The 23,023-nt window shown below is 60.9% G+C and carries 19 protein-coding genes; 15 read left to right on the top strand and 4 right to left on the bottom strand.

From position 1 onward, the window contains the following. The 10 genes from pabB (at window position 1) to JV18_RS14670 (ending at window position 11,962) form a co-directional block, all read left to right on the top strand. Window positions 1-1,851, top strand: a complete 1,851-nt coding sequence (pabB, locus tag JV18_RS0108490) for an aminodeoxychorismate synthase component I (protein ID WP_200879082.1) — start codon at window positions 1-3, stop codon at window positions 1,849-1,851. A gap of 105 nt (window positions 1,852-1,956) precedes the next feature. Then, window positions 1,957-3,168, top strand: coding sequence for a pyridoxal phosphate-dependent aminotransferase (locus JV18_RS0108485; protein WP_033074164.1), 1,212 nt, complete (start codon window positions 1,957-1,959; stop codon window positions 3,166-3,168). A gap of 528 nt (window positions 3,169-3,696) precedes the next feature. Further along, the gene (bla, locus tag JV18_RS0108480) at window positions 3,697-4,806 is read left to right on the top strand and encodes a class A beta-lactamase (RefSeq protein WP_200879081.1); all 1,110 of its coding nucleotides are present in this window, start codon (window positions 3,697-3,699) and stop codon (window positions 4,804-4,806) included. Further along, on the top strand, window positions 4,803-5,120 hold the full coding sequence (locus JV18_RS0108475; protein ID WP_033074162.1) for a hypothetical protein: 318 nt from the start codon (window positions 4,803-4,805) through the stop codon (window positions 5,118-5,120). Before bla ends, JV18_RS0108475 begins: the two co-directional genes overlap by 4 nt. A 157-nt stretch (window positions 5,121-5,277) precedes the next feature. Beyond that, window positions 5,278-6,486, top strand: a complete 1,209-nt coding sequence (gene sucC, locus JV18_RS0108470; RefSeq protein WP_033074161.1) for an ADP-forming succinate--CoA ligase subunit beta — start codon at window positions 5,278-5,280, stop codon at window positions 6,484-6,486. A gap of 109 nt (window positions 6,487-6,595) precedes the next feature. Then, window positions 6,596-7,345, top strand: coding sequence for an electron transfer flavoprotein subunit beta/FixA family protein (locus tag JV18_RS0108465; protein WP_033074160.1), 750 nt, complete (start codon window positions 6,596-6,598; stop codon window positions 7,343-7,345). Between the two features lie 28 nt (window positions 7,346-7,373). After that, on the top strand, window positions 7,374-8,303 hold the full coding sequence (locus tag JV18_RS0108460) for an electron transfer flavoprotein subunit alpha/FixB family protein (protein ID WP_033074159.1): 930 nt from the start codon (window positions 7,374-7,376) through the stop codon (window positions 8,301-8,303). A 12-nt stretch (window positions 8,304-8,315) separates the two neighbouring features. Continuing rightward, complete coding sequence (locus JV18_RS0108455; RefSeq protein ID WP_033074158.1) at window positions 8,316-9,689, top strand: DUF389 domain-containing protein; 1,374 nt, start codon at window positions 8,316-8,318, stop codon at window positions 9,687-9,689. Between the two features lie 248 nt (window positions 9,690-9,937). After that, the gene (locus tag JV18_RS0108450) at window positions 9,938-10,930 is read left to right on the top strand and encodes a cupin-like domain-containing protein (protein WP_033074157.1); all 993 of its coding nucleotides are present in this window, start codon (window positions 9,938-9,940) and stop codon (window positions 10,928-10,930) included. Window positions 10,931-10,981: 51 nt separating this feature from the next. Next, complete coding sequence (locus tag JV18_RS14670; protein ID WP_144243904.1) at window positions 10,982-11,962, top strand: energy transducer TonB; 981 nt, start codon at window positions 10,982-10,984, stop codon at window positions 11,960-11,962. Between the two features lie 14 nt (window positions 11,963-11,976). On the opposite strand, the gene JV18_RS0108440 is transcribed toward JV18_RS14670, so the two are convergent. The 4 genes from JV18_RS0108440 to nhaA form a co-directional block, all read right to left on the bottom strand. After that, window positions 11,977-13,107 (bottom strand): aminotransferase class V-fold PLP-dependent enzyme, encoded by a 1,131-nt coding sequence (locus JV18_RS0108440; protein ID WP_052071837.1) that lies wholly within the window; start codon window positions 13,105-13,107, stop codon window positions 11,977-11,979. After that, window positions 13,104-13,871 (bottom strand): tryptophan 2,3-dioxygenase family protein, encoded by a 768-nt coding sequence (locus JV18_RS0108435; RefSeq protein WP_081944746.1) that lies wholly within the window; start codon window positions 13,869-13,871, stop codon window positions 13,104-13,106. The genes JV18_RS0108440 and JV18_RS0108435 overlap by 4 nt, the downstream gene beginning before the upstream one ends. A gap of 134 nt (window positions 13,872-14,005) precedes the next feature. Continuing rightward, window positions 14,006-15,367 (bottom strand): hypothetical protein, encoded by a 1,362-nt coding sequence (locus tag JV18_RS0108430; protein ID WP_235302999.1) that lies wholly within the window; start codon window positions 15,365-15,367, stop codon window positions 14,006-14,008. Beyond that, window positions 15,364-16,644, bottom strand: coding sequence for a Na+/H+ antiporter NhaA (gene nhaA, locus JV18_RS0108425; protein WP_052071836.1), 1,281 nt, complete (start codon window positions 16,642-16,644; stop codon window positions 15,364-15,366). The genes JV18_RS0108430 and nhaA overlap by 4 nt, the downstream gene beginning before the upstream one ends. Window positions 16,645-16,806: 162 nt before the next feature. On the opposite strand from nhaA, the gene JV18_RS0108420 reads away from it, so the two are divergent. The 5 genes from JV18_RS0108420 (at window position 16,807) to JV18_RS0108400 (ending at window position 22,975) form a co-directional block, all read left to right on the top strand. Further along, window positions 16,807-18,234: a glycosyl transferase family protein gene (locus JV18_RS0108420; RefSeq protein WP_033074156.1), complete on the top strand. Its 1,428-nt coding sequence runs from the start codon at window positions 16,807-16,809 to the stop codon at window positions 18,232-18,234. Between the two features lie 689 nt (window positions 18,235-18,923). Next, a complete protein-coding gene (locus JV18_RS0108415) occupies window positions 18,924-19,400 on the top strand; it encodes a hypothetical protein (RefSeq protein WP_144243903.1) in 477 nt (158 codons plus the stop codon). Between the two features lie 104 nt (window positions 19,401-19,504). Next, window positions 19,505-20,413, top strand: coding sequence for a sulfite exporter TauE/SafE family protein (locus tag JV18_RS0108410; RefSeq protein WP_033074155.1), 909 nt, complete (start codon window positions 19,505-19,507; stop codon window positions 20,411-20,413). Next, entirely contained in the window at window positions 20,410-21,186 is a 777-nt protein-coding gene (locus JV18_RS0108405) for a TIGR02186 family protein (RefSeq protein WP_081944745.1), read from the top strand. Before JV18_RS0108410 ends, JV18_RS0108405 begins: the two co-directional genes overlap by 4 nt. Before the next feature lie 79 nt (window positions 21,187-21,265). Next, window positions 21,266-22,975 carry an ATP-binding protein gene (locus JV18_RS0108400; protein ID WP_081944744.1) on the top strand — a complete coding sequence of 570 codons (1,710 nt, stop codon included), beginning with the start codon at window positions 21,266-21,268 and terminating at the stop codon, window positions 22,973-22,975. Window positions 22,976-23,023 lie beyond the last annotated feature (48 nt).

The following is a 23,023-nucleotide window of genomic DNA, read 5'->3' as shown; positions in this document are numbered from 1 at the left end:
ATGCCGGATGACGGCCTTTCATCGTTAGGAACGGACGCGCCGCCCTTTGTGTTGCTCGAGGATGAGCGCAGTGAGGGCGGCAAGCCATGCCGTTTTTTCAGCGCGCCTGTCGATATTCTCGTTGCCCATGATCGCACGCAGATAGCCGCATTGCTGGAGACACTGCGCGGCGCGGCAGCGCGCGGGCTGCATGTCGCCGGCTATATGGCCTATGAAGCGGGAGAGGCGCTGATTGCCCAGCAGAGGGACAGCGCCGACAAGCCCATCGAAGGGCTTCTGGCCTGGTTCGGCCTATTCGAACATATGGAGAGAATTGCTCCCGGTGGCGTGGCTGAAAAATTGCCTGACCCCGACAGCGCCTGGTTAGGGAAAGTTCATCCCCGCATCACGCGTAACCAATATGAAACCAGCGTCTCGCGCGTTCGCGAATATATCCATGCAGGCGATATTTATCAGGCGAATCTGACCTTTCGTGCCGATGTGCCTTTTGCGGGCAGCCCCCTTGCGGTCTATGCACGGCTGCGGCGCACGGCAAAGGCGGGCTATGGCGGCTTTATCTGGACGGGGGAGCAGGCGATTGCCTCGCTGTCGCCCGAACTTTTCTTTTCGGTGCGCGGCGGCGCGGTGTTGGCGCGTCCCATGAAGGGGACGGCGGCGCGGCAGGCCGAAGCCGAAGCGGATCGCCGCGCCGCGCGGGAGTTGGCCGAGGACCCCAAGCAGCGCGCGGAAAATCTGATGATCGTCGATCTGTTGCGTAACGATCTGTCGCGCGTGGCCGAGCCGGGGACGGTTGCGGTTCCCGAATTATTCCGGGTCGAAACCTATCCGACCATTCACCAGCTTGTATCCGATGTCACCGCGCGCCTGCCCGAAGGCGCGGGCGCGGTGGATGTGCTGGCGGGGGCTTTTCCCTGTGGCTCGATCACGGGCGCGCCCAAGATTCGCGCCATGGAGATTATCGACGAGCTGGAGGAGGGGGCGCGGGGAGTTTACACCGGGTCGATCGGCTTTATCGAACCGACGGGTGAAGCGGCGTTCAATGTCGCCATCCGCACCTTGGTCTTTCCGCCGTCTAGCGGGTTGCACCAAGGGGTGTCTTGCGCCACGCTGGGGCTGGGGTCCGGAATTGTGGCCGACAGCGTGCCCGGCGATGAATGGCGCGAATGTCTGGCCAAGGGGGAATTTGTGAACGCAGCGGGCGAAAGCTTCGACCTTCTGGAAACGATGCATTTCGATCCTGTCGACGGGATTCAACGGCTGGAAGCGCATCTGGCACGCATGAAAGCAAGTGCGCAAAGCTTTGGGTTTTCCTTTGACCGGCATGGCGCGCGCAATAGCCTGCAATCGGCAACGTTTCGGCTGCGTCACGCGGCGCGTATAAGGATGCGTCTGGGGCCGTCGGGGGCGCTCGCGATTGAAGTGACGCCGGTGCCGCGGCTTGCTGAGCTTCCGGTTCGCGTAGCATATTGTGCCGCGCCGCTGCGTCCCGGCGACTATCGTCTGTCGCACAAAACCAGTCAGCGCGAAGCCTATGATGAACTGCGGCGGCAAAGCGGCGCGGTGGAAGTCATCTTTGTCGACGAACCCGGATTCGTGACCGAGGGGAGCTGGAGCAATATTTTCGTCGAGCGCGATGGGATGCTTTTAACTCCGCCCTTGTCGCTGGGCCTGCTTCCCGGCGTGTTGCGACAGGAACTGATCGAAAAAGGACGGGCGGTGGAATCGCACTTGCGCCTGAGCGATCTGGAGCAGGGATTTTTTATTGGAAACTCCCTGCGGGGACTTGTTCCGGCCCGGCTGGATGTGATGGCCGAGCCTATCATGGGTGTATCGCCGGTTTTGCATAGCTAAAACCCACAGCGACGCTTGCGATTTGCCAAAGGAGGCTTTACGCGCAGCGTCCGCGCAACTTTCTGTCAATCTTTGTCTGCCTGCCTAGCTAGGAAGAGCCTGTTCATGTCGCTTCAGCCGCATATCTCCGCTGCCCTTGGGCGTATCCAGCCCTCCGCCACGTTGGCGATGACCGCCCGCGTTGCCAAGCTGAAGGCCGATGGCGTCGATGTTATCGGACTGAGCGCAGGGGAGCCCGATTTCGACACGCCCGATTTCGTGAAGGAAGCGGCAATTGAAGCGATTCGTGCGGGGCAGACCAAATATACGCTGGTCGATGGAACGGTCGCGCTGAAAGAAGCGATCCGGGGCAAATTCCGCCGGGACAATGGGCTGGATTTCGGGCTTGACCAGATCAGCGTCAATGTCGGCGGGAAGCACACCTTGTTCAACGCGCTTGTCGCGACGGTCGATGCCGGCGACGAGGTGATCATCCCCGCTCCTTATTGGGTGAGCTATCCCGACATTGTCGCTTTTTGCGGCGGCAAGCCGGTGATCATCGAGGCCTCGGCCGACCAGCATTACAAGATTACGCCCGAACAGCTTGACGCTGCGATCACGCCGAAAACACGCTGGGTGATGTTCAACTCGCCTTCCAATCCCTCGGGCGCGGCCTATTCGCCCGAAGAGATGGACGCGCTGGGCGAGGTCATTCGGCGGCACCCGCATGTCATGGTCATGTGCGATGATATGTATGAGCATATCTGGTATGCCGATTTTGCATTTTCGACATTGGCGCAGCGCTGCCCCGATCTGATTGACCGCATCCTGACGGTTAATGGCTGTTCCAAGGCCTATGCGATGACCGGCTGGCGGATCGGCTATGCGGGCGGTCCGGCCTGGCTGATCAAGGCGATGGGCAAGTTGCAGTCGCAATCGACGTCGAACCCCTGCTCGATTGCGCAGGCGGCGGCGGCGGCGGCGCTGGGCGGGCCGCAGCAGTTTCTCGACGAACGCAATGCGGCGTTTCGCAAGCGGCGCGATATGGTCGTGGCGATGCTCAACGACGCCCCTGGCCTCAGCTGTCCGGTCCCTGATGGCGCCTTTTACGTCTATCCCGATGCTAGCGGCTGCATGGGCAAGACAACGCCTGCGGGCGTGGTGATCGACAGCGATGCCGCACTGATCGACTATTTCCTCGATTCCGCGCGCGTTGCGGCGGTACATGGTGCGGCTTTTGGCCTGTCGCCGGCTTTCCGTGTCTCCTATGCTACGTCCGAAGCGGTGCTCAAGGAGGCATGCGTGCGGATTCAGCAGGCTTGCGCCGCGCTCAGCTGAAGGATCTGCTAAAGGGCAAGACGGGCCGTCCATAGCAAATCTTGCGTGGTGGTGTCTTGCGATCAAGACGGACCGATCCCATCTGCCTGCCTGAACGGCGGCTAAGGGCGCGGTTCACGACCTGGTAATCCTGGTTCGGTAAAAGGCACGTATCGCTGCACGACAGCTCTGCCAGAAGGCAGGCGCGGGCAGCGGAGTGACGCCCGCGAACCTGAAAATTGATAATGAATAAGGCTCTCCCCCTATGATGTCCTTGCTCCGTTCCGATTGGTTTCCCGTGATGCTCGGCGGCTTTATCGTCGGCGGCTTGCTTGTTCTCTTTCAGCAGCCGGCGCTCGCCGGGGTTTTGTGACCCGGCCAGGGGCAGCCGACAGGGCGCGCCCCGGATTTTGGATGGCAGGCGGTTCCGCCGCTGATCGCATGCGGGGAATCATTCATCGCAAAGGACTGGCGCCGCCGGTCCCGGCCATGCAGGTGAGGACGAGAAGCACATCAACCAGCGGGGGGCAAATGCGATTTGCAAGCAGGATGAAGCCGCTCGTAGCGGCAATCGCCAGCGCGGTGCTCCTGACTGGCTGCGTAGGCAGCGGCGTGGTGCCGACGCCACGCGAGGGCGCGCGCGCCGGAGTGAATGCTCCTCCCGCCATCGCGCGCGCAGGTATCTCCCCCGCACGTGCGGCGCAGGCGCCTGTCGATCCCGGTTTTCACCGTCCGCCGCCCGGGCTGGAGGATCGGCTGTTTCAGCTTTGGCGCACCTTCCCCGGGAAAACCGGCGTTGCGGTCCAGCGTATTGATGGCGAATGGGCGCTGGCGCAGCGCGGCGACGATCTCTTTCCCCAGCAAAGTGTGTCAAAGCTTTGGGTTGCCTTGGCGGCGCTTGACGCGATTGATCAGGGGCGCTTGAGCTTCGACCGGTCGGTGCGCATCGGTCCCGATGACCTGACGCTTTTTTATCAGCCGCTTGCCGCACGGGTCCGCGCCGAAGGCTCGGTAACGATGACGGTCCGCGAACTGATCGAAACCGCTATTACCCGCAGTGACAATACGGCGAATGACAAGCTGCTCTGGACCATCGGCGGCCCCGATACCGTACGCAGCTTTATTCGGAAAAACGACCTGGGCGCCATTCGTTTCGGCCCCGGCGAGCGTCTGCTGCAAAGCGGGACGGCGGGACTGAGTTGGCGGCAGGCCTATTCGGTGGGGCGTGCTTTTGAACAGGCGCGGGCGGCGCTGCCGCAATCGACCCGCGCCGAAGCGATGGAGCGTTATCTTGCCGATCCAGTCGATGGGGCCTCGCCCGCAGCCATTGCCGCGGCGTTGACGCGGCTCGCGCGCGGGGAGTTGCTGTCCGCCGAATCGACATCCTATCTGCTCGATGTGATGAGCCGCACGCGCAGCGGGCCGCAGCGGTTGAAGGCGGGGCTGCCGCCGGGCTGGAAATTTGGCCACAAAACTGGAACGGGCCAGAATTTTCAGGGCATGACGGCGGGCTATAATGATATCGGCATTGCGACGGCGCCCGACGGAACCCGATATGCAATTGTCGTCCTTCTTGGTAACACCACCGCGTCGGTGCCTGAGCGCATGTCGCTGATGCAGGCGGTGTCGGGCGCCGTTGCGGAGTTTCACGGGCGATGACGGCGATGAAATGGTTCGCGGCCCCTCTCGGCCTCAGCCTGATGCTGGCGGCCTGCGCCACCCCGGAAACGCGCCTGCGCAACGGGCTGGTAAATGCTGGCCTTTCCAAGACGATCGCGGCCTGCATGGCCGAACGAATGATCGACCGCCTGTCGCTGGTGCAATTGCGCCGTCTCGACTCGCTTGCCAGCCTGAAGGAAAAGCGGGTCGATGAACTGTCGTTCGACCGCTTCCTGCACAAGGTGCGCGCGCTCAAGGACCCGGAGATATTGGCGGTCACGGTCAGTTCGGGCGCCATTTGCTCTGTGCGTTAGGTCGCGCGCACTAGCGCTGCTGTGTCAGGCTGAATTGCACCGATTTCGGGGGCTTCACAGGATAAAGCGGGCGCGGTGGGGGTAGCCTTGCCGCGAAACTTGTGCTTAGGCGGCGCCAATTGTCACCGCCCCAGACTCGAAAGGCCCGGCAGATCCCATGAACATTCACGAATATCAGGCGAAAGAATTGCTCGCGAAATTTGGCGTTGCTGTCCCCAAGGGGATTGCCGCGATGAGCGTTGAAGAGGCGGTTGCTGCCGCAAAGCAGCTTCCCGGGCCGCTTTATGTCGTGAAATCGCAGATACATGCCGGCGGCCGCGGCAAGGGCAAGTTCAAGGAGCTTGGCCCCGATGCCAAGGGCGGCGTTCGCCTCGCCAAAAGCATCGAGGAAGTCGAAGCGCATGCCAAGGACATGCTCGGCAACACGCTTGTCACCATCCAGACGGGCGAAGCCGGCAAGCAGGTCAACCGCCTCTACATCACCGACGGCGCCGACATTAAAAAGGAATATTATCTGGCGCTCCTCGTCGATCGCGCGACCAGCCGTATCTCGGTTGTCGCCTCGACCGAAGGCGGGATGGACATTGAAACCGTCGCGCACAATACGCCCGACAAGATCCACACCATCGTCATCGACCCCGCAACCGGGCTGATGCCGCATCATGGTCGCAGCGTTGCCGCCGCGCTGGAGCTGGAAGGCGATCTGGCGAAGCAGGCAGCGAAAACGCTCGCCGGTCTCTACAGGGCTTTCCTTGCGACCGACGCCGAGCAGATTGAAATCAACCCGCTCGCGGTCTGCGAAGGCGCCAATGGCGATGAACTGCTGGTGCTCGATGCCAAGCTGGGCTTTGATGGCAATGCCATGTTCCGCCATCCCGATATCGCTGAGCTCCGAGACCTGACCGAAGAAGATCCGGCCGAGGTCGAAGCGTCGGAATATGACCTTGCCTATATCAAGCTCGACGGCAACATCGGCTGCATGGTCAATGGCGCGGGCCTTGCCATGGCGACGATGGACATCATCAAGCTCAATGGCGCTTTCCCCGCCAACTTCCTCGACGTGGGTGGCGGCGCCAGCAAGGAAAAGGTCACCGCAGCGTTCAAGATCATCCTCAAGGACCCCGCGGTCGAAGGCATTCTCGTCAATATTTTCGGCGGCATCATGAAGTGCGACATCATCGCTGACGGCATTGTCGCGGCGGCGAAGGAAGTGAATCTGTCGGTTCCGCTCGTCGTCCGCCTCGAAGGCACCAATGTCGAACAGGGCAAGGAAATTCTTGCGGGGTCAGGGCTGCCCATCGTTGCCGCCAATGATCTGGGCGACGCCGCCAAGAAGATTGTTGCCGAAGTGGCAAAGGCCGCCTGATCGTAGAAGGCCCCACACACCTCCTCCAGGGTGGAGGAGGTGTGCTTGACGTTTACGTAAACGCCAATTATGACGCGACGCACAATTTATTGAGAGGAGCTTTGAGCCCATGAAAATCCTCGTCCCCGTAAAGCGGGTGCTCGATTATAATGTGAAGCCGCGGGTCAAGGCCGACGGCAGCGGCGTCGATCTGGCGAACGTCAAAATGTCGATGAACCCTTTTGACGAGATTGCGGTCGAAGAAGCGATCCGTTTGAAGGAAAAGGGCGTCGCGACCGAGATTGTCGCTGTCTCCATCGGTCCGGCAAAGGCGCAGGAAACGCTGCGTACCGCGCTTGCCATGGGCGCCGACCGCGCGATCCTCGTCCAGACCGACGATGAAGTCGAACCGCTGGCGGTAGCGAAGATACTGAAAGCGATTGCCGATGCCGAAACGCCGAATCTGGTGATTTTGGGTAAGCAGGCGATCGACGGCGACAATAATCAGACGGGCCAGATGCTCGCCGCGCTCACCGGCTGGGCGCAGGGCACCTTTGCGAGCAAGGTCGAAGTCGAAGGCGATCAGGTCAGCGTCACCCGCGAGGTTGATGGCGGTCTGGAAACGGTGAAGCTCAAGCTTCCTGCCATTGTCACGACTGATCTTCGCTTGAACGAGCCGCGCTATGCGTCGCTGCCGAATATCATGAAGGCCAAGTCAAAGCCGCTCGATACCAAGTCGCCCGCCGATTATGGCGTCGACACGAGCCCGCGCATCAAGACCGTCAAAGTGTCCGAACCGCCTGTGCGTCAGGCCGGTATCAAGGTCGCTGACGTGGATGAGCTGGTCGCCAAGCTGAAGGCCCTGGGCGTTCATAGCTGAGCCCCGACGAAGTAAAGGAAACAGGATCATGAAAACTCTGGTTTGGGTCGAACATGACGGTTCGTCGGTCAAGGATGCTACGCTCGCGGCGGTGACCGCTGCGTCGAAACTGGGCGAAGTTCATCTTCTCGTCGCGGGTGAGGGCGTCGATGGCGTTGCCAAGGCGGCCGCTGAAATCGCTGGCGTGCAAAAGGTGCATGTCGCGGACAATGCTGCTTTCGGTCATGCTCTGCCCGAAAATGTTGCGCCGCTGATCGCCGATCTGATGGGCAGCCACGATGCATTTGTGTCCCCTGCAACGACGACGGGCAAGAATATCGCGCCGCGCGTCGCGGCCCTGCTCGACGTGATGCAAATTTCGGACATTCTCTCGGTCGAAGGCGAGAAAAGCTTCACCCGCCCCATCTATGCCGGCAACGCCATTGCGACGGTCGAAAGCTCGGATGCGAAGTTGGTGCTGACCGTTCGCGGCACGGCTTTCGAAAAGGCCGCTGTGACCGGCGGATCGGGCACGATCGAAGCCGTGTCGGGCGGCGGCGATGCGGGCATTTCCTCTTTCGTCGGCGCTGAAATCGCCAAGTCCGAACGTCCCGAGCTGACGAGCGCCAAGGTGATCGTTTCAGGCGGCCGCGCGCTTGGGTCGAGCGAGAAATATGAAGAAGTCATCGTCCCCCTCGCCGACAAGTTGGGCGCTGCCCTCGGTGCAAGCCGTGCGGCGGTTGATGCGGGCTATGTCCCCAATGATTATCAGGTCGGTCAAACCGGCAAGATCGTCGCTCCCGAAGTCTATTTCGCTATCGGCATTTCAGGCGCGATCCAGCATCTTGCAGGGATGAAGGATTCAAAGACGATCGTTGCGATCAACAAGGATGAAGACGCCCCCATTTTCCAGGTCGCAGATTTCGGTCTCGTCGCTGACTTGTTCAGCGCCGTTCCCGAACTGACCGGTAAGATCTGACGCTTTCGCGCCATGGCCGGTCATCATCCCGGAGTGCCCGGACTGGGCGACGCACCGTTCAACGCCGGTGGTCGCCGGTCCGCCAGGCCAGGTCCGGGCCGCGAAGTGGACGACGATGACACCGGCCTGCACAAGGACGATGTCGGCAGTCACTCCCTGATTCTGGCAAGCGTCGCGCGTGACGCGCGGCTCAATCAGAAGTTCCTGCTTCTGATCACCCTCTCGGCTGCCATTGCCACATTGGGCTTGCTGCAAAGCTCCACGGCCGTGGTGATCGGCGCCATGCTCGTGTCCCCGCTGCTCGGCCCCATCATGGGGGTCGGGTTTGGACTGGCCACGCTGGAAACCAATCTCATCAAGCGGTCCCTCGTCACCATGGCGGCGGGAATGGCGGTCGCCATTCTGGTGGGCATGCTCATCATCTGGCTGTCGCCGATCAAGGACGTCACGCCTGAAATCCGCGCGCGAACCCAGCCGACATTGCTGGACCTTGGAGTAGCGGTCGTTGGCGGTATCGCTGGCGTCTATGCGATCATGCGCAAACTGTCGGGCGTCATGGTCGGCGTGGCCATCGCCACGGCGCTGGTGCCGCCGCTCTCAACCATCGGCTTTGGTCTGGCGACGGGGCGGTTTGATTTTGCACTGGGTGCAGCCCTTCTCTTTTTGACCAATACGCTGGCGATTGCCTTTGCGGCGACGATTGTGGCGCGGCTCAACCATTTCGGGCCCTCGCTCACTCCGCAGCATACCGCGATGCAGGCCGCCGGGATTCTGGCGACGCTTGGCATCCTTTCGATTCCGCTGGGGCTTTCGCTCAACAGCATCGTGCGGGAGATTGGCGCGCGCACGACGGTGCAATCGGAATTGAGCGAGTTGCTTGGCAAGGATGACCGCGTCGACAGCCTGAACGTTCGAATGGAGGGAGAGGATGTCGCGGTCGATGGCGTGGTGCTCGTCGATCAATACGCCTCGCGCCTCAACAGGGAGCTTGCCGCTGTTGCTGGCAAGAAGCTCGACCGGAAAGTCCGGGTCAATATTGTCCAGCTTCGCCAACAGACGAACGCCGCGGCTCAATATGAAGAGCAGATCAATCGCAGGTTGGCGACGCTCGAACAGCGTGAGGATGACAGCCGCAAGATCATCGAAGGCATTGTCGTCGGCGATCTCGTCCCCCGCGACCATATCTTGGTCGACGGACAGGCACGCCGCGTTATCGTTCAACGCGACCGGGAGGCGGAAGGCGAACAGGTCGCAGCGGCTGTGGATCGCATCATCGCGTCCGTGCAGGCCAAATATCCTCAATGGCTGATTGAAAATGGAGTTTTGACTCCGGCTGAAGAACCCCCGAGCATCGCCGCAGATGAGACGGCAGAGCAAAGCCCGTAGAGGGTTAAACAGGGCGACGTACCATAGATGTTGGCGACAAGGATCGGCCTTTCCTGATCTTTTCTGCTGCGCGAGGCGGGCAGGAAGACGGATAGTGGCGACGTCGAGACGCTCCCAATTTCGAAGCAGAGTTGCCGAGACTTCGTACGGAATGCCGTCCTCTCACTAGCCGGTGTCATTTGGCTGTCATTATCCTGCGCTTGGGGCAAGTCCGGTGCGGGTCGTAGCGCAAATTAGGGGAGTATCGCTTGGGACAGCCCGATAAACGCCAGCTATTGGCCGAAGGATTGGCGGCGGGCGAAGATGATGCTGGCCTGCACGCGCGGCTGGTGGCTGCGGGCATATCGGCCGCCTCGGCAAAATATGAGATCGGCCGGCTCGCCAAGGACCCCATGGCCACCACCTTGCGTCGCCAAGCGGCGAAAGCCGCGAAACAGGCTTGGCTCTTCGCCAATCAGCAGCGGCTGGCGACCGAGGGAGAAAGGGGATTTCGGCTCGATACAATAGTTAAGCCGTGTGGGGATGATTTTTACCGCTTTTATTATGAAGCGAACCGCCCTGCAAAAATCAGGGGGCTGGTTGACCACTGGCCTGCGCTGTCACGCTGGTCGTTGGAGCATTTTTCGGCTGTGGCCGGAGGGGTCATTGTTGAAGCCCAGGTCGAGCGAGAAGCGGATCCGGATTATGAGCTGACCAAGGACAAGCATCGAAAGAAAATCCGTTTCGATGAATTGATTGACTGGCTTCGCCGGGATGAAAGCAGCAACGACATTTATCTGACGGCATATAACAGCGGCGTGAACGCCGCCGCCTTGGCGCCGCTATGGGATGATCTGGAGCCTATCGACCTGCTCACTCCCAAAGCAGAGCGGGACGGCTTTTTCTGGTTGGGACCGCGCGGGACTCTCACGCCCTGGCACCATGATTTGACCAATAATTTGCTGGTTCAGGTGGTGGGGCGCAAACTTGTGCGCCTGGCGCCCCCCTGGGCCTTTGAGCGCATGCGAAACAGTCGGCATTGTTTTTCGGATTGGGAAAATTATCCCCTGCCCGCGGGACCGGGCGATGAGTATCGGCCTCCGGTGCTTGAAGCGGTGATTGAGCCCGGCGAAGCAATCTTTCTTCCTGTCGGCTGGTGGCATCAGGTCGAAGCGCTCGACCTATCGGCGAGCATGAGCTTTACCAATTTTCAGCGCCCTAACGCGCATGTGGAAGATTATACATCATGGGGCGCGCTCTGAAAGCCGATGCACCGGCGCTTTCTCTTCCATCTTTGATTCAGATCAGGCACAGTGGCTCATCTGAATGAAGCCGGCACTGGAATAGAATTAGCTGAACCGGGTGTAACGATCGGAGTAAATATGCGAAACGCTGTCGCCGGAATTATTCTTTTCGCCGTATCTGGAACGGCTTTACCGAATTATGCTTTCGCAAAAGAGCCGACGATTTTGAATCCTTCATCCAAATGGGTGGTTAATTACGCCGATGACAGCTGCCGGCTGGCCCGCGCTTTTGGCACGGGCAACGCCCAGGTCCTGCTGATGTTTGACCGCTTCCGGCCCGGCCCGGCGCTTAATGCGACGCTGATTGGCCGGCCTGTTCGCGCTCCCGTGGGCGAAGGGAAGGTCATTTTCCAGTTTAGCGAACAGGGCGCGGAACAGAAGCGCAGCTTTGCGACGGGGGAAATGGAGAACAAGCTTCCCGCGATCATGGTCAATGGTGCCTTGCGGGCGGTCGCCAAGCCGACATCGCCGGATGTTTCCGATGAAGAAGCCGAGGCCCAAGCGGAAGATCCCGGCAAGCTCTCACCTGAAGAAATGCGGAGCCGGGCGGATGGTATAAGCTTTATCGATGTGCGCGTCGCCGGACGTTCCTCCCTCCGTCTGCAGACGGGAAAAATGGGAGCGCCCTTGGAAGCGCTCAGCCAATGCACGTCCAATCTGATCAAGGGGTGGGGCATTGATGCCGAGGCGCATCAAAGCCTTATGCGACCTGCCATGCCGGCCGAGAATCCGCGTGATTGGCTTTCCAGCGGAGATTATCCAGCCGCGATGCGCTGGACAGGCCAGCAGGCGATCGTGCGGTTTCGCCTGATCGTTGATGAGGCAGGCCAGCCGAAAAGCTGTCATATTCAGCAATCCACCCGGCCCGAGGATTTCGACAAAGCGGTGTGCAAGGGGATCATGCGCCGGGCCAGTTTTCATCCTGCGCTCGATGCCGCCGGAAAGCCGATCGCTTCTTATTATGTGAACCGGGTGCGCTTCAAAATTTAGCGCCTCGCGGAATGTCAGCGGGCCGAAAGCGCCGCGATCAGGCGCTCGGCATCGCGCGCGCCATTATAGGCGTGGAAGGATAATCGCAGGATCGTCCTCCGGAAGTCGGCCTTGACGGCGTGCGCGTCCAGCGCGGCGGCGACGCGCGGCTGGTCGATACCCGTGTCGATGCACAGGGTTCCGCCGATGGCGCCCGTTGGCCAGCTCCATTGCGGCGTCCGATCCTCCAGCGCGCGGCGCACCATCGCCTGCAAAGCCCGGTTATGCGCGCGCACGGCGTCGACGCCGATCGCCTTAATCTCGGCAATGCCTGCTGTGGACAGGATGAAGGGTGCGACATCGGGGGTTCCGCCCCACCAGCGGCGCGCGTCGGGGGCGTAGCGGAAATCGCCAATATCCATCTCAAAGGGATTGGCGTGGCTCCACCAGCCGCGTTCGGTTGGTTCGAGTGCGTCGCCGTGCGGCGCCACCCACAGCCATGCCGCGCCGGGGCCGCCGCACAGCCATTTGACGCTGGTGCCAATGGCGGCATCGACGCCCCATGCGGCGGGCGCGACGGGGACGATCCCGACCGACTGGGCGCAATCGACGATACAGCGCGCACCGGCGGAGCGGGCGGCGGCGGCAATGCCAGCGATGTCGGCAAGCGCCCCGCTGTTCGAACTGACATGCATCGGGATGGCAAGCGCCACATCCTCATCCAGCGCCGCGGCCCAATGGGCGGCGTCCCGCACATCGGCGTCGGCGGGCAGCATCCGCGTCCGCCAGCCCTCCGCCGCGAGTCCGCTCGCGACATAGCCGATCGTGGGAAAGGCGCTGGGCGCGAACAATATGGTCCGCCGTTCGGTTGCCGCGCCCAGCGCCGAGAGATAGCGCGAGAGCGCTGCACTGACATTGGTCGCCGGGCACAGATGCTGCGGCGCGGCCCCGATCAAGCCCGCCAGCGCGGCCCGCCAGCCGTCGATGGCCTCCAGCCAGTGCGGCCAGGCTTCGCCCGTTTCCGCCCAGGGACCGAGATAATGTTGTTGCAGCAGCGCGCCAGCCTCGCGCGGCTGGCATCCGACGCTGTGACTTTTAAGGTAGGTGGCGCCGGGCGGGAAATGAAAGCGCGCCGCGACGCCTTCGGGAAGCAAGGCCTCGGTCACAGTCCAGCGCCATGACCCGGCGCACCGCCGCTGATACTGTCGCGCTTCACCCCATATTCGGCGCCCCAGCGGTCGGTCATCTCGGCGCGAATATCCCATAGTTCGGGGAAGAAGCGGTGGCGTGCCCCGGCGTTGAGCAATTCGACCGGACGGCCCTTCAGCGACTTGGATCCCATGCCGATCGAACGGTGGATGAGCTGGATATGGCGCGCGCGGAAATGCTGGAACAATTCGTCAAATTCGATCAGCGCCTCGGCGACCATATAGGCGTCGTCATGCTGATAACCTGTGTCATAGACATCGGCGACGCTGCGCCCCTGCGGCTCCAGATAGACGGCTTTATATCGCGTCCAGAGGGGCAGCGGCAGGCTGAGCAGCATTTGAAAGCCGGGGCTTTCCTGTCCCGACCCGTTGCCGAGCTGCAGGCGGATGGACTGATAGTCAAAGGGGCTCATCGTTTCGAGCAGCGATAGCTGGTCGGTCATCAGCCGCATCAGCCGGTGGACGCGGTCGAACAGGGTCAGCACGCGCATCGTTTCGCCAGCCGCCATATGGCCGTCGATCTCGGCGAGGGTGAAGGCGATGAGCTTCATCCACAATTCCTCGACCTGATGGACGATCTGGAACTGCAATTCGTCGGGTGTGCAAAGCGCCGCGAGCGGTTTCTGGCACGACAACAATGTATCGACCGCGAGGTAAACGCCATAATCCTTCATGTCAGGCGTTTCGATGCGGCGGTGAACTTCCTCTTTATCCAAAAGCATGGGTATTCCCCTGAAGATGATGAATGAACGGGGGCGCCTGCAGCGCCCGGTTCTTCACCGCCGGGGAGCCACGCCTGCGGGCGGGCGGCGGGGCGAACCCGCCTGCCCCAGCCACAGGAGAGGCAATGCCTTTTTCACCGTGTCTTCAGATCCGATGGCAGCGTCGGCTCGCTGACGATATGCGCCATGCGGCGCCACATTTCATCCCGGCCTGGATCGCCGCGCTCGACATGCGCGCGCACCATGGCTTCGCCCAGCCCATAGTTGATCACATAGCTGCGATATTGATCGGTGAAGCTGACGGACTGGGCTGCGCGCTTGGCGGAGACGAGCTGATATTTCTGGGTCAGGGCAATGGCGGTATCGCGGTCGATTTCGCCGTCCAGATATTGCTGTGCAATGGTCAGCCGCGCGCCGCTCAAGGCCTTCATCGCATCGAGCAGTTCCCAATAGCGATTATCGGCCGGAACCGCGATTCCGGCGATGGGCATCAAAATATCGCGCTCGTTCTCCGCCTTGGCGGGGCCGGGGAAGGACAGGCTGATGCCATAATTGGCCGACCCTTCGGCGATCAGGCTTTGCGGGCTGTAGAGCGGATAGACGCTGAACTCCTTCCAGCCGCGCTCATGGACCAGCTTTTCTTCGAGCTTCATGTTGAAAAGATGATGGCCCGGATAGCCTTCGTGGCACCCGAGATCGAGGGCGCGCGACAGGCGAATGGGAAGGTCGGTATTGACCTCGATCAGGCTGTGATAATTGCCCTGATAATAATTATATCCGCTCCAGCTTTTGTCGGTGACAAATTCCAGCCGGAAACTTTCGTCCGCGGGCATTGGAATATGGGCGGCGCTGCGGCTGCGACACCGGGCGATGGCGGCGTCGAAAACAGGGCGGAGCCGATCCTTGGTGATGGTAAAGGCGTCGAGATAGGTCTCGACCCGGTCGGCAAGCGGGCCGTCGCCGGGCACCAGCGCTTCAATCCTGGCGAGCGCCGGGTCATAATGGCTGAGCGGATGGAGTGTAGGACGCACCCCGAATAATCGCTCGGCCTCGTCCGCAAAGGAAAAGCGCTCCCCCTGCATCATCAAAAGCCGCGTTTCGGCGGCGCGAAGCTGCGCGCGCAGAAAGGCGACGCGGCGCTTTTCCATCTTGTCGGTGACGCGCGGGCCCAAGCTATCAAGCCGCTGCATCAGGCTTTGCGCTTCACTGATCAGCGCGGCCTTGTCACGCGGTGCTGCCTTGGCTGCATCCATCAGCTCGGGCGGGCCATAATAGGCGTCGATATAGCCCGCTTCATGCGTGCCCGCTTCCAATGTCAGCCGCAGATAGGCATCGGATATGGCGTCAATGGCGGGTGACAGCGGCGTGCGGCGTACCTCGATGCTGGCAACATTGGCTGGAGACTCAATCCCGCCTTTGGGGGCGGCGCTACATCCGGCAAGGGCCGCGCCCGTTATCAGGAACAGGCTGGCGGCGGAAATGCGGTGCCGTATCATTTTGAGGGCTCCGGCCTTGTGATACCAGCGGCATCGCCGTCGCGGCTAATTTCGGCCGCCACTTTCTGCTCGACCTCCTCCTGGTCGCGATGCGGGGGAGCGAAACGCAGCACGGCAAAGCCTGCAAGGGCCGCGGCGAGCGAACCCATCAAAATGCCGATCTTTGCCTCTTCGATCAGCAGGACATTTCCAGGAAAAGCGAGGCCGCCGATAAAGAGGCTCATGGTGAAGCCGATGCCGCATAGCATGGAGACGCCATAGATTTGCAGCCAGGTCGCGCCGCGCAATTTGCTCGCAATGCCGAGCTTCACGCTCAGCCAGACGCTGCCGAAAATGCCGATCTGCTTGCCAAAGAAAAGGCCTGCGGCAATGCCAAGCGGCAGCGGCGCAAAAATCTGTTCAGTGGTGAGCCCGCCAAGATTGACCCCGGCATTGGCAAAGCCAAAGAGCGGAACAATGGCAAAAGCGACCCAGGGATGCAGCGCATGTTCCAGCCGGTGCAGCGGCGAGGTCGGGCTGTCGGGCGCGGCAATCGTGCGTTCAAAGGGGATTGTCATCGCCGCCAGCACACCCGCGATGGTCGCGTGGACGCCCGAAAGCAGGGTGGCATACCAAAGCAGCAGAAAGAACAGTAAATAGATGACGAGGCTTTTGACACCCATCCGGTTCATTGCATACATGACCGCCAGAATGGCCGCCCCGGCACCCAGCGCGGTGACGTTGATCTCGGCCGTATAGAAAAGGGCGATAATCGCGACAGCGCCCATGTCATCGACAATGGCGACCGTCACGAGGAAGAGCTTGAGCGAAGTGGGCGCCCGCTTGCCTAGAAGCGCCAATACCCCCATGGCAAAGGCGATGTCTGTCGCCGCCGGAATCGCCCAGCCTTGCGCCAATCCCGGCGTGTCGCCAGCCGACATCATATAAAGGGCAGCGGGAACCGCCATGCCGGCTGCAGCCGCGATCATCGGCAAAACTCGCCTTTCCCAGCTGGCAAGGCGGCCATCGACAAATTCGCGTTTAATTTCCAGACCGACGAGCAGGAAGAAAATCGCCATCAGCCCGTCATTGATCCAGAGGTGAATCGTCATGGGGCCCAGCTTGTCGGTGAGGACCGGACCGGTCTCGGCATGAATGAAATGGCTGTAGGCTTCATAAAGGCCCGAATTGGCAACGATCATCGCCAAAATGGCGGCGAAAATCAGCAGCATTCCGCCGGCTGCTTCGCTTTCGAGAAAATCGCGCAATGCTGAGCGTGTCGGGGCAATTCGGGGCATGTATACGCAGCCTCATTCAGTCTGTTGGATGGTTGCGTCATCTACTAGCGCGCTGTGTCTTTGTCGTCACCCTTTACAAAAAAACAGGGATGATTACCCCCCTCATTTCGGCGCCATGACGTCATTATGGATAGAAATTTTCGTGTAACAGGTGGGGGTCGCATGGAATATCTGGTCGAATGGCTTGGCTGGCTCACCCGATGGAGCGGGCATGAACTACTATTGTTCGCCTCAGTGGGCATATTAGTCATCGGGTTGGATGATCTGCTTTTTGATATCTTGTGGCTGCTGAAGCAAGGGCACGGGAGGAAGAAGAAGGGGCCGCTCCATGACATGCCCGCTCTGGAAGGGCGGATTGCGATCTTTGTGGCGGCTTGGGATGAAGCAGGGGTTCTCCCCCTCATGCTGCGCCGCGCCCTCGACGCCTGGAGGGGGGATGATTTCCGAATCTATCTTGGTTGCTATCCAAATGATTCGGCTACGCTCTTTTCCATTGCCCGTCTGGTCCGACACGATCCACGCATCCGTCTTGTGATTGGCCCGCACGACGGACCGACCACGAAAGGAGATAATCTCAACCGGCTTTGGGATGCACTCTGTGCTGACGAGCAGGTGGAAGATAAGCGCTACGTCGCCGTGGTCCTTCACGATGCCGAAGATTATGTTCATGCCGAGGAACTGGCGCTCTATCGGCGGATGCTGGTGTCGAATGCGATGGTTCAGATACCGGTTGTGCCGTTTCTGGATCCCCGCAGCCGATGGGTGGGCGGGCATTATGGCGATGAGTTTGCCGAAGCGCATGGGAAAGAATTGGTGCTGCGCTCTGCGCTCGGCCTTCCCATTCCCTCTGCTGGGGTGGGCTGCGCCATAACGCGCAATGCCATGGCGCTTCTGGCGCTGGAACGAGGGGGGCAGCCCTTTCGTGTCGAAAGCCTGACAGAGGATTATGAGATTGGCGTCTTGATCGGCGCTTATGGACTGAAATCCTGTTTTGCGGACCGGTACGGCGCGGAGGGGGATCATATTGTTTCGCGGGGGAGTTTTCCGGGCGATATGCGGGCCGCCATACGGCAGAAAGCACGATGGATTACCGGGATTGCGCTTGCCGGGTGGGCGCAGCTTGGCTGGCCTACGACCAAGGGCCAGGTATTTCGCTGGCGCGGCAAGCGAGTGTGGCTGACGCGGTGGATGCTGTGGCGCGACCGGCGCGCGCCCTTGGCCGCTATTGTCATTTTGGCCGCTTATGTCGCTCTTGTCCTTGGCGCACTGGATTTGCTGGGGCAGCATTTCCTGGGGTGGCCAACGCGGCCATGGGACGTGGCTATGAGTGGATTGCTTTTGCTCAACGCCGCCTTGCTGATCTGGCGATTGGGAATACGCGGTCATTTCACCGGCCGCTGGTATGGCTGGAAACAGGCCTGGTTGGCGTTGCCGCGGGCTTTTGTGGCGAATTTTATCGCTATCTTTGCTGCGGGTCGGGCGCTTGTCACCTATTGCCAGATGCTCCGTTCCGGACGGATATATTGGGATAAAACCTCGCATCATGTTTATGATGATGGGATTGGTTGGCAGGAGCGTCCTGTCCAATGATCGGGGCTTTCGCGGGCCGGCTGGGAAAGCCGGAGGCTCCAGCGCTACGTTTTTTGCTTCTCTTCCTTATAGGATGGGGCGCGGTGCGGTCTGTCGCGCAGTTGGGGGCCACAGCGCCTTTCACCGCGCCAGGCGGCCTGCCTGCTCCCGGCTTGAAAGCGCTGCCTTCTTCATCGAAGATTTTGCTCTATCCGGTGGAAAAGCGACCGCCTTTCTCGCTCCCCGTCAAACCGCCTGCCGCCGCCACCCCAGCTTTCACTTCGCTTTTTTTCCCGCGGCCGGAGCCGATGGGGAAAGAGGCGCAAAATTTCGACAAGTCTGATGGCGCAGCGGCTTTCCCGCCTTGGAATGGCGGGTCGGCATCCCTTTTCCCCGCGGCGGCGCAGCCAAGGTTCCCAGTCGGTTTTGAATCCCCCACGCGTCTGGCAGCCCCGGAGCCGGGGTCCCTTGTTGCTCCTGCACCCGAAAGGGGCGCCCTGGCCGCACCTGGTCGCCGGATGGCGGCCCCGCGAGATCCGCGTGCGGGCTGGTCCCTGAGTGGCTGGATGTTTCTTCATCGCGGTTCCACGGCGGCTTCGCCCACTATAGCCCCTGTTCATCAACTGGGCGCCAGTCAGGCGGGCGCGCGCCTGGCTTATGGTTTTGGAAGCGAGGCAAGCGTGCGGGCCTATAGCCGCGCGACAATCGCCATGGAACATCCCAGCCAACGCGAACTGGCATTTGGTCTGGCCGCGGCACCGGTGCCGGGACTGCCGGTCGATATTGCGGTGGAACAACGCATCGCCGTGGGGGACGCGGGGCGGACCGCCTTGGCGGCGATGATGGTGGCGGGTGTTGATAATATATCGATGCCGGCCAATTTCAGGTTGGAGGCCTATGGACAGGCCGGGGTGGTGGGCGCGCGGCGCCGCGATCTGTTTGGAAGCGGGGCAATAGTTGTTGATCGCGCGCTGGGGAAAAATGAAAATGCGCCCTTGCGCCTGGGGCTGATGGCGGCAGCAGCCGGGCAGCCGGGTGCAACGCGAATGGACGTCGGGCCGCGCGCGACGCTGCGCTTGCCGGGGGTGGGGCAGGGCGCGCGCCTTGCCCTCGATTGGCGCGAACGCGTGGCGGGGAAGGCCGCGCCCGACAGCGGCATAGCGCTCAGCCTGGCGGCAGACTTTTGATCTGATTTCGGCTATCGTCACGCTATTTCCCCTTCCCCAGAAAGGGGTGGCGGGTCTAGGGATGGCGTTAACGGTCCACCGGGCCGCAATCTTTGTTCGGACTCATGGATCTTTATCTTCCTGTCGCAAATTTGTCGGTCAATGCTCTGGTCATCATCATGCTTGGCGGCGGAGTGGGGTTCCTGTCGGGTATGTTCGGCGTCGGCGGGGGCTTTCTCACCACGCCGCTTTTGATCTTTTACGGCATTCCACCAACGGTCGCCGCCGCTTCAGCGGCGACACAGGTGACAGGGGCCAGCGTCTCGGGCGTCATGGCCCATCTCGATCGCGACGGTGTCGATTTGCGCATGGGGGCGGTGCTGGTGGTCGGCGGTCTGATCGGGTCGCTGATGGGCGCCGCTTTGTTCGAATTGCTGACCGCCTGGGGGCAAATTGATACGGTCATTGCGGTTCTCTATGTCGTGCTGCTTGGAACGGTGGGCATGATCATGGGACGCGAAGCCTGGGGCGCTTTCCGGGCATCGAAGGAGGGTTTGCCGCCTCCTGCACGGCGTCGGCGCCACCATCCGATGGTCTCCAACCTTCCGCTGCGTTGGCGTTTCTATCGTTCGGGGCTCTATATATCGCCGCTGGCGCCGCTCATTCTGGGCATGGTGGTTGGCATATTGACGATGCTGCTCGGCGTTGGCGGCGGATTTATCATGGTGCCTGCCATGCTTTACCTGCTCGGTATGGGAACGCAGGTTGTGGTGGGAACGTCGCTGTTCCAGATCTTATTCGTCACCATTGCGACGACAATGGTGCATGCGATGACGACGGGCGCGGTCGATATTGTCCTCGCCGGGCTCCTGCTGCTGGGCAGCGTGGTCGGTGCACAGATTGGCGCGCGTTTCGCGCAAAAGGCGCGTCCGGAATATTTGCGGCTCGCGCTGGCAGCTATCGTGCTGCTTGTTGCCTTGCAAATGGCAGTCGGTTTGTTTGTGCGGCCCGATGAGATTTACACGGTGCAATGACCCGGATCATGGTCTTGATCGGCGGCATCCTGCTGCTGTTTTTTTTCTCTTGCCGTGAAGCCGGGGCGGCGGACCCGCGGCTCGTCCCCGATGTGTCGAACCGCACGATCAATATCCAGTATAGTTTCACCGGGGAGGAACTGCTGCTCTTTGGCGCCATCCTTTATCCCGGCCAGCGCCTGCCGGAGGATCGCGCCGATATTGTCGTCGTCCTGAAAGGGCCGGTTCAGCCGATCATATTGCGGGAAAAGCGCCGCGTTGCCGGAATATGGGTCAATGCCAGCAGCATCCGATTGCGCACGGCGCCCGGCTTTTACGCCATTGGTTCCTCCCGTCCTGTCGCCGAACTGGTGGATGAGCGCACGGCAGCCATTTTCGAACTGGGCCTTGTCAATCTGTCCATGTCGCCCACCGGTTTTTCCGAAGCAAAGACCTTGGCTCGTTTTGAAGCGGGGCTGATCGACCTTTATACGCGCATGGGGCTTTTCTATGAAAATCCCTCGGCCGTCGAAATTACCGAAGGCGTTCTGTATCGCGCCCGGATTCCGGTTCCCGCGCGGGTGCCGGTTGGCACCTATCGGGCGGAAACTTTCTTGGTCAGCGAGGGCCGCGTCCTCGCCGTTGCCTCGCGCGATGTGCAAATCCGCAAAGCGGGGTTCGAACGCTTTGTTGCCCAAGCGGCCGAACATCATGGCTTTCTATATGGTCTGAGCGCGGTCCTCTTGTCTTTGATATTGGGCTATGGCGCCTCGGCCCTCTTCCGTCGCCGTTAACTTCTGACGCATCGTCATAAGCGCTTTATTTACCCTCCGCTGGCATAGCTAAACGGGGATTAGACAAGACGGGGCGACTATGGACGTTCAGGGCGGCGGCTTCGGCACCGGAGAGATGATGGCCGCACAGCAGGTTCGCCTGACCGGCGGGGGGAGCGTTTCGGCCATGCCGACGGTCCAGCATGGGCGCGACGAGCTTCTGATCGGGGAGGTCATCGAAGTATCGGGCGCATCGGCCCGATTGTTGCTGGATGCCACTGTGCTGGCCAATTTGTCGGGGTCGAACGATCCTGCCGTTGCCATGGCAGGGCAGGTTGGCGCGCAGGTGAAAATTCGTGTCGGATCGGTCTGGCTGCTCGGCAGCATTCGCGACCAGCAACTTCACGAACAAGGCGAGAGCTTGATTCTCGCGGCCATTGATTTTCTGGGCGAAGGTGATGAGGAAAAAATCACCGGTCGCATTCATAATTTCCGGCGTGGGGTCACGCGTTTCCCCATCCCCGGCGGTCAAGTTTACGCTGCGACCAGTTCGGACCTCAAACAAATTTATGCCGCCGACGAACGGGCGCATGTTGAAATCGGCACCATTTTCCCGACGCGCGACATTCGCGGTTCACTCTATGTCGATGCCCTGCTCGGCAAGCATTTTGCGCTTCTTGGTTCGACGGGCACGGGGAAATCGACCGCGGTGGCGCTGGTCCTCCACAAGATTTGCGAACTGGCCCCGCAGGGCCATATTGTGATGGTCGATCCGCACGGTGAATATTCGGCGGCCTTCAAGGGCAGCGGCGCTCTCTTTGACGTCGATAATCTTGCGATGCCTTATTGGTTGATGAACTTTGAGGAGCATTGCGAAGTCTTCATCACCAGCGAAGGGCGCGAGCGGCAAGGGGATTGCGATATTCTCGCGCGCTGTCTGTTACAGGCGCGGCAGAAAAACCGCCTTGCCGAAGGCATGAGCAAGATCACCGTCGATTCGCCCATCCCCTATCTGCTGTCCGACCTGCTCAGCATTTTGCAGAATGAAATGGGCAAGCTCGACAAGGCGACATCGTCGGCGCCTTTTATGCGTATCAAGGGCAAGATCGAGGAAATGCGCGCGGATCCGCGCTATAATTTCATGTTCTCCGGCATGTTGGTCGCGGACACGATGACCAGCTTTCTGGGCAAGATTTTCCGCCTTCCCTCGGACGGACGCCCCATTTCGATCATCGACGTGTCGGGCGTGCCTTCGGACATAACGGGGGTGGTGGTCGCTGTGCTGGCACGTCTGACCTTTGATTATGCCATCTGGTCGCGCGGCGAGCCGCAGCGCCCGATCATGCTCGTTTGCGAGGAAGCGCATCGCTATATCCCCTCCAAGGATCAGGGACAGGGGCAGGCGGTCCGCAAGATTTTGGAGCGCATCGCCAAGGAAGGGCGCAAATATGGTGTGTCGCTTGGCCTGATTACCCAGCGTCCGTCGGACCTTGCCGAAGGGGTGCTGTCGCAATGCGGCACGATCATTTCGATGCGGCTCAACAACGAGCGCGACCAGCAATATGTGAAAGCCGCCATGCCCGAAGGGTCGCGCGGCTTTGTCGATTCCATCCCCGCGCTGCGTAACCGCGAATGTATTGTGTGCGGGGAGGGCGTGTCGATTCCGATCCGTTTACAGCTTGATACGCTGGAACAGGATAAGCGCCCAGCATCCAATGATCCGCTATTTTCCAGCCTGTGGCGCGACACGGGCGGCGAGGTGGAAATTCTCGACCGGGTGGTCAAGCGCTGGCGTAGCCAGGGGCGTTGATATTTTCACCAGTGGGCCGGTGCGGCTTCCGGCGTCAGCCAGACAGGC

It is taken from the genome of Sphingopyxis sp. MWB1 (genome assembly GCF_000763945.1).
GTDB lineage: Bacteria > Pseudomonadota > Alphaproteobacteria > Sphingomonadales > Sphingomonadaceae > Sphingopyxis.
The sequence above is the reverse complement of the archived record's forward strand: the minus strand, read 5'-3'. Positions and strand labels throughout refer to the sequence as shown.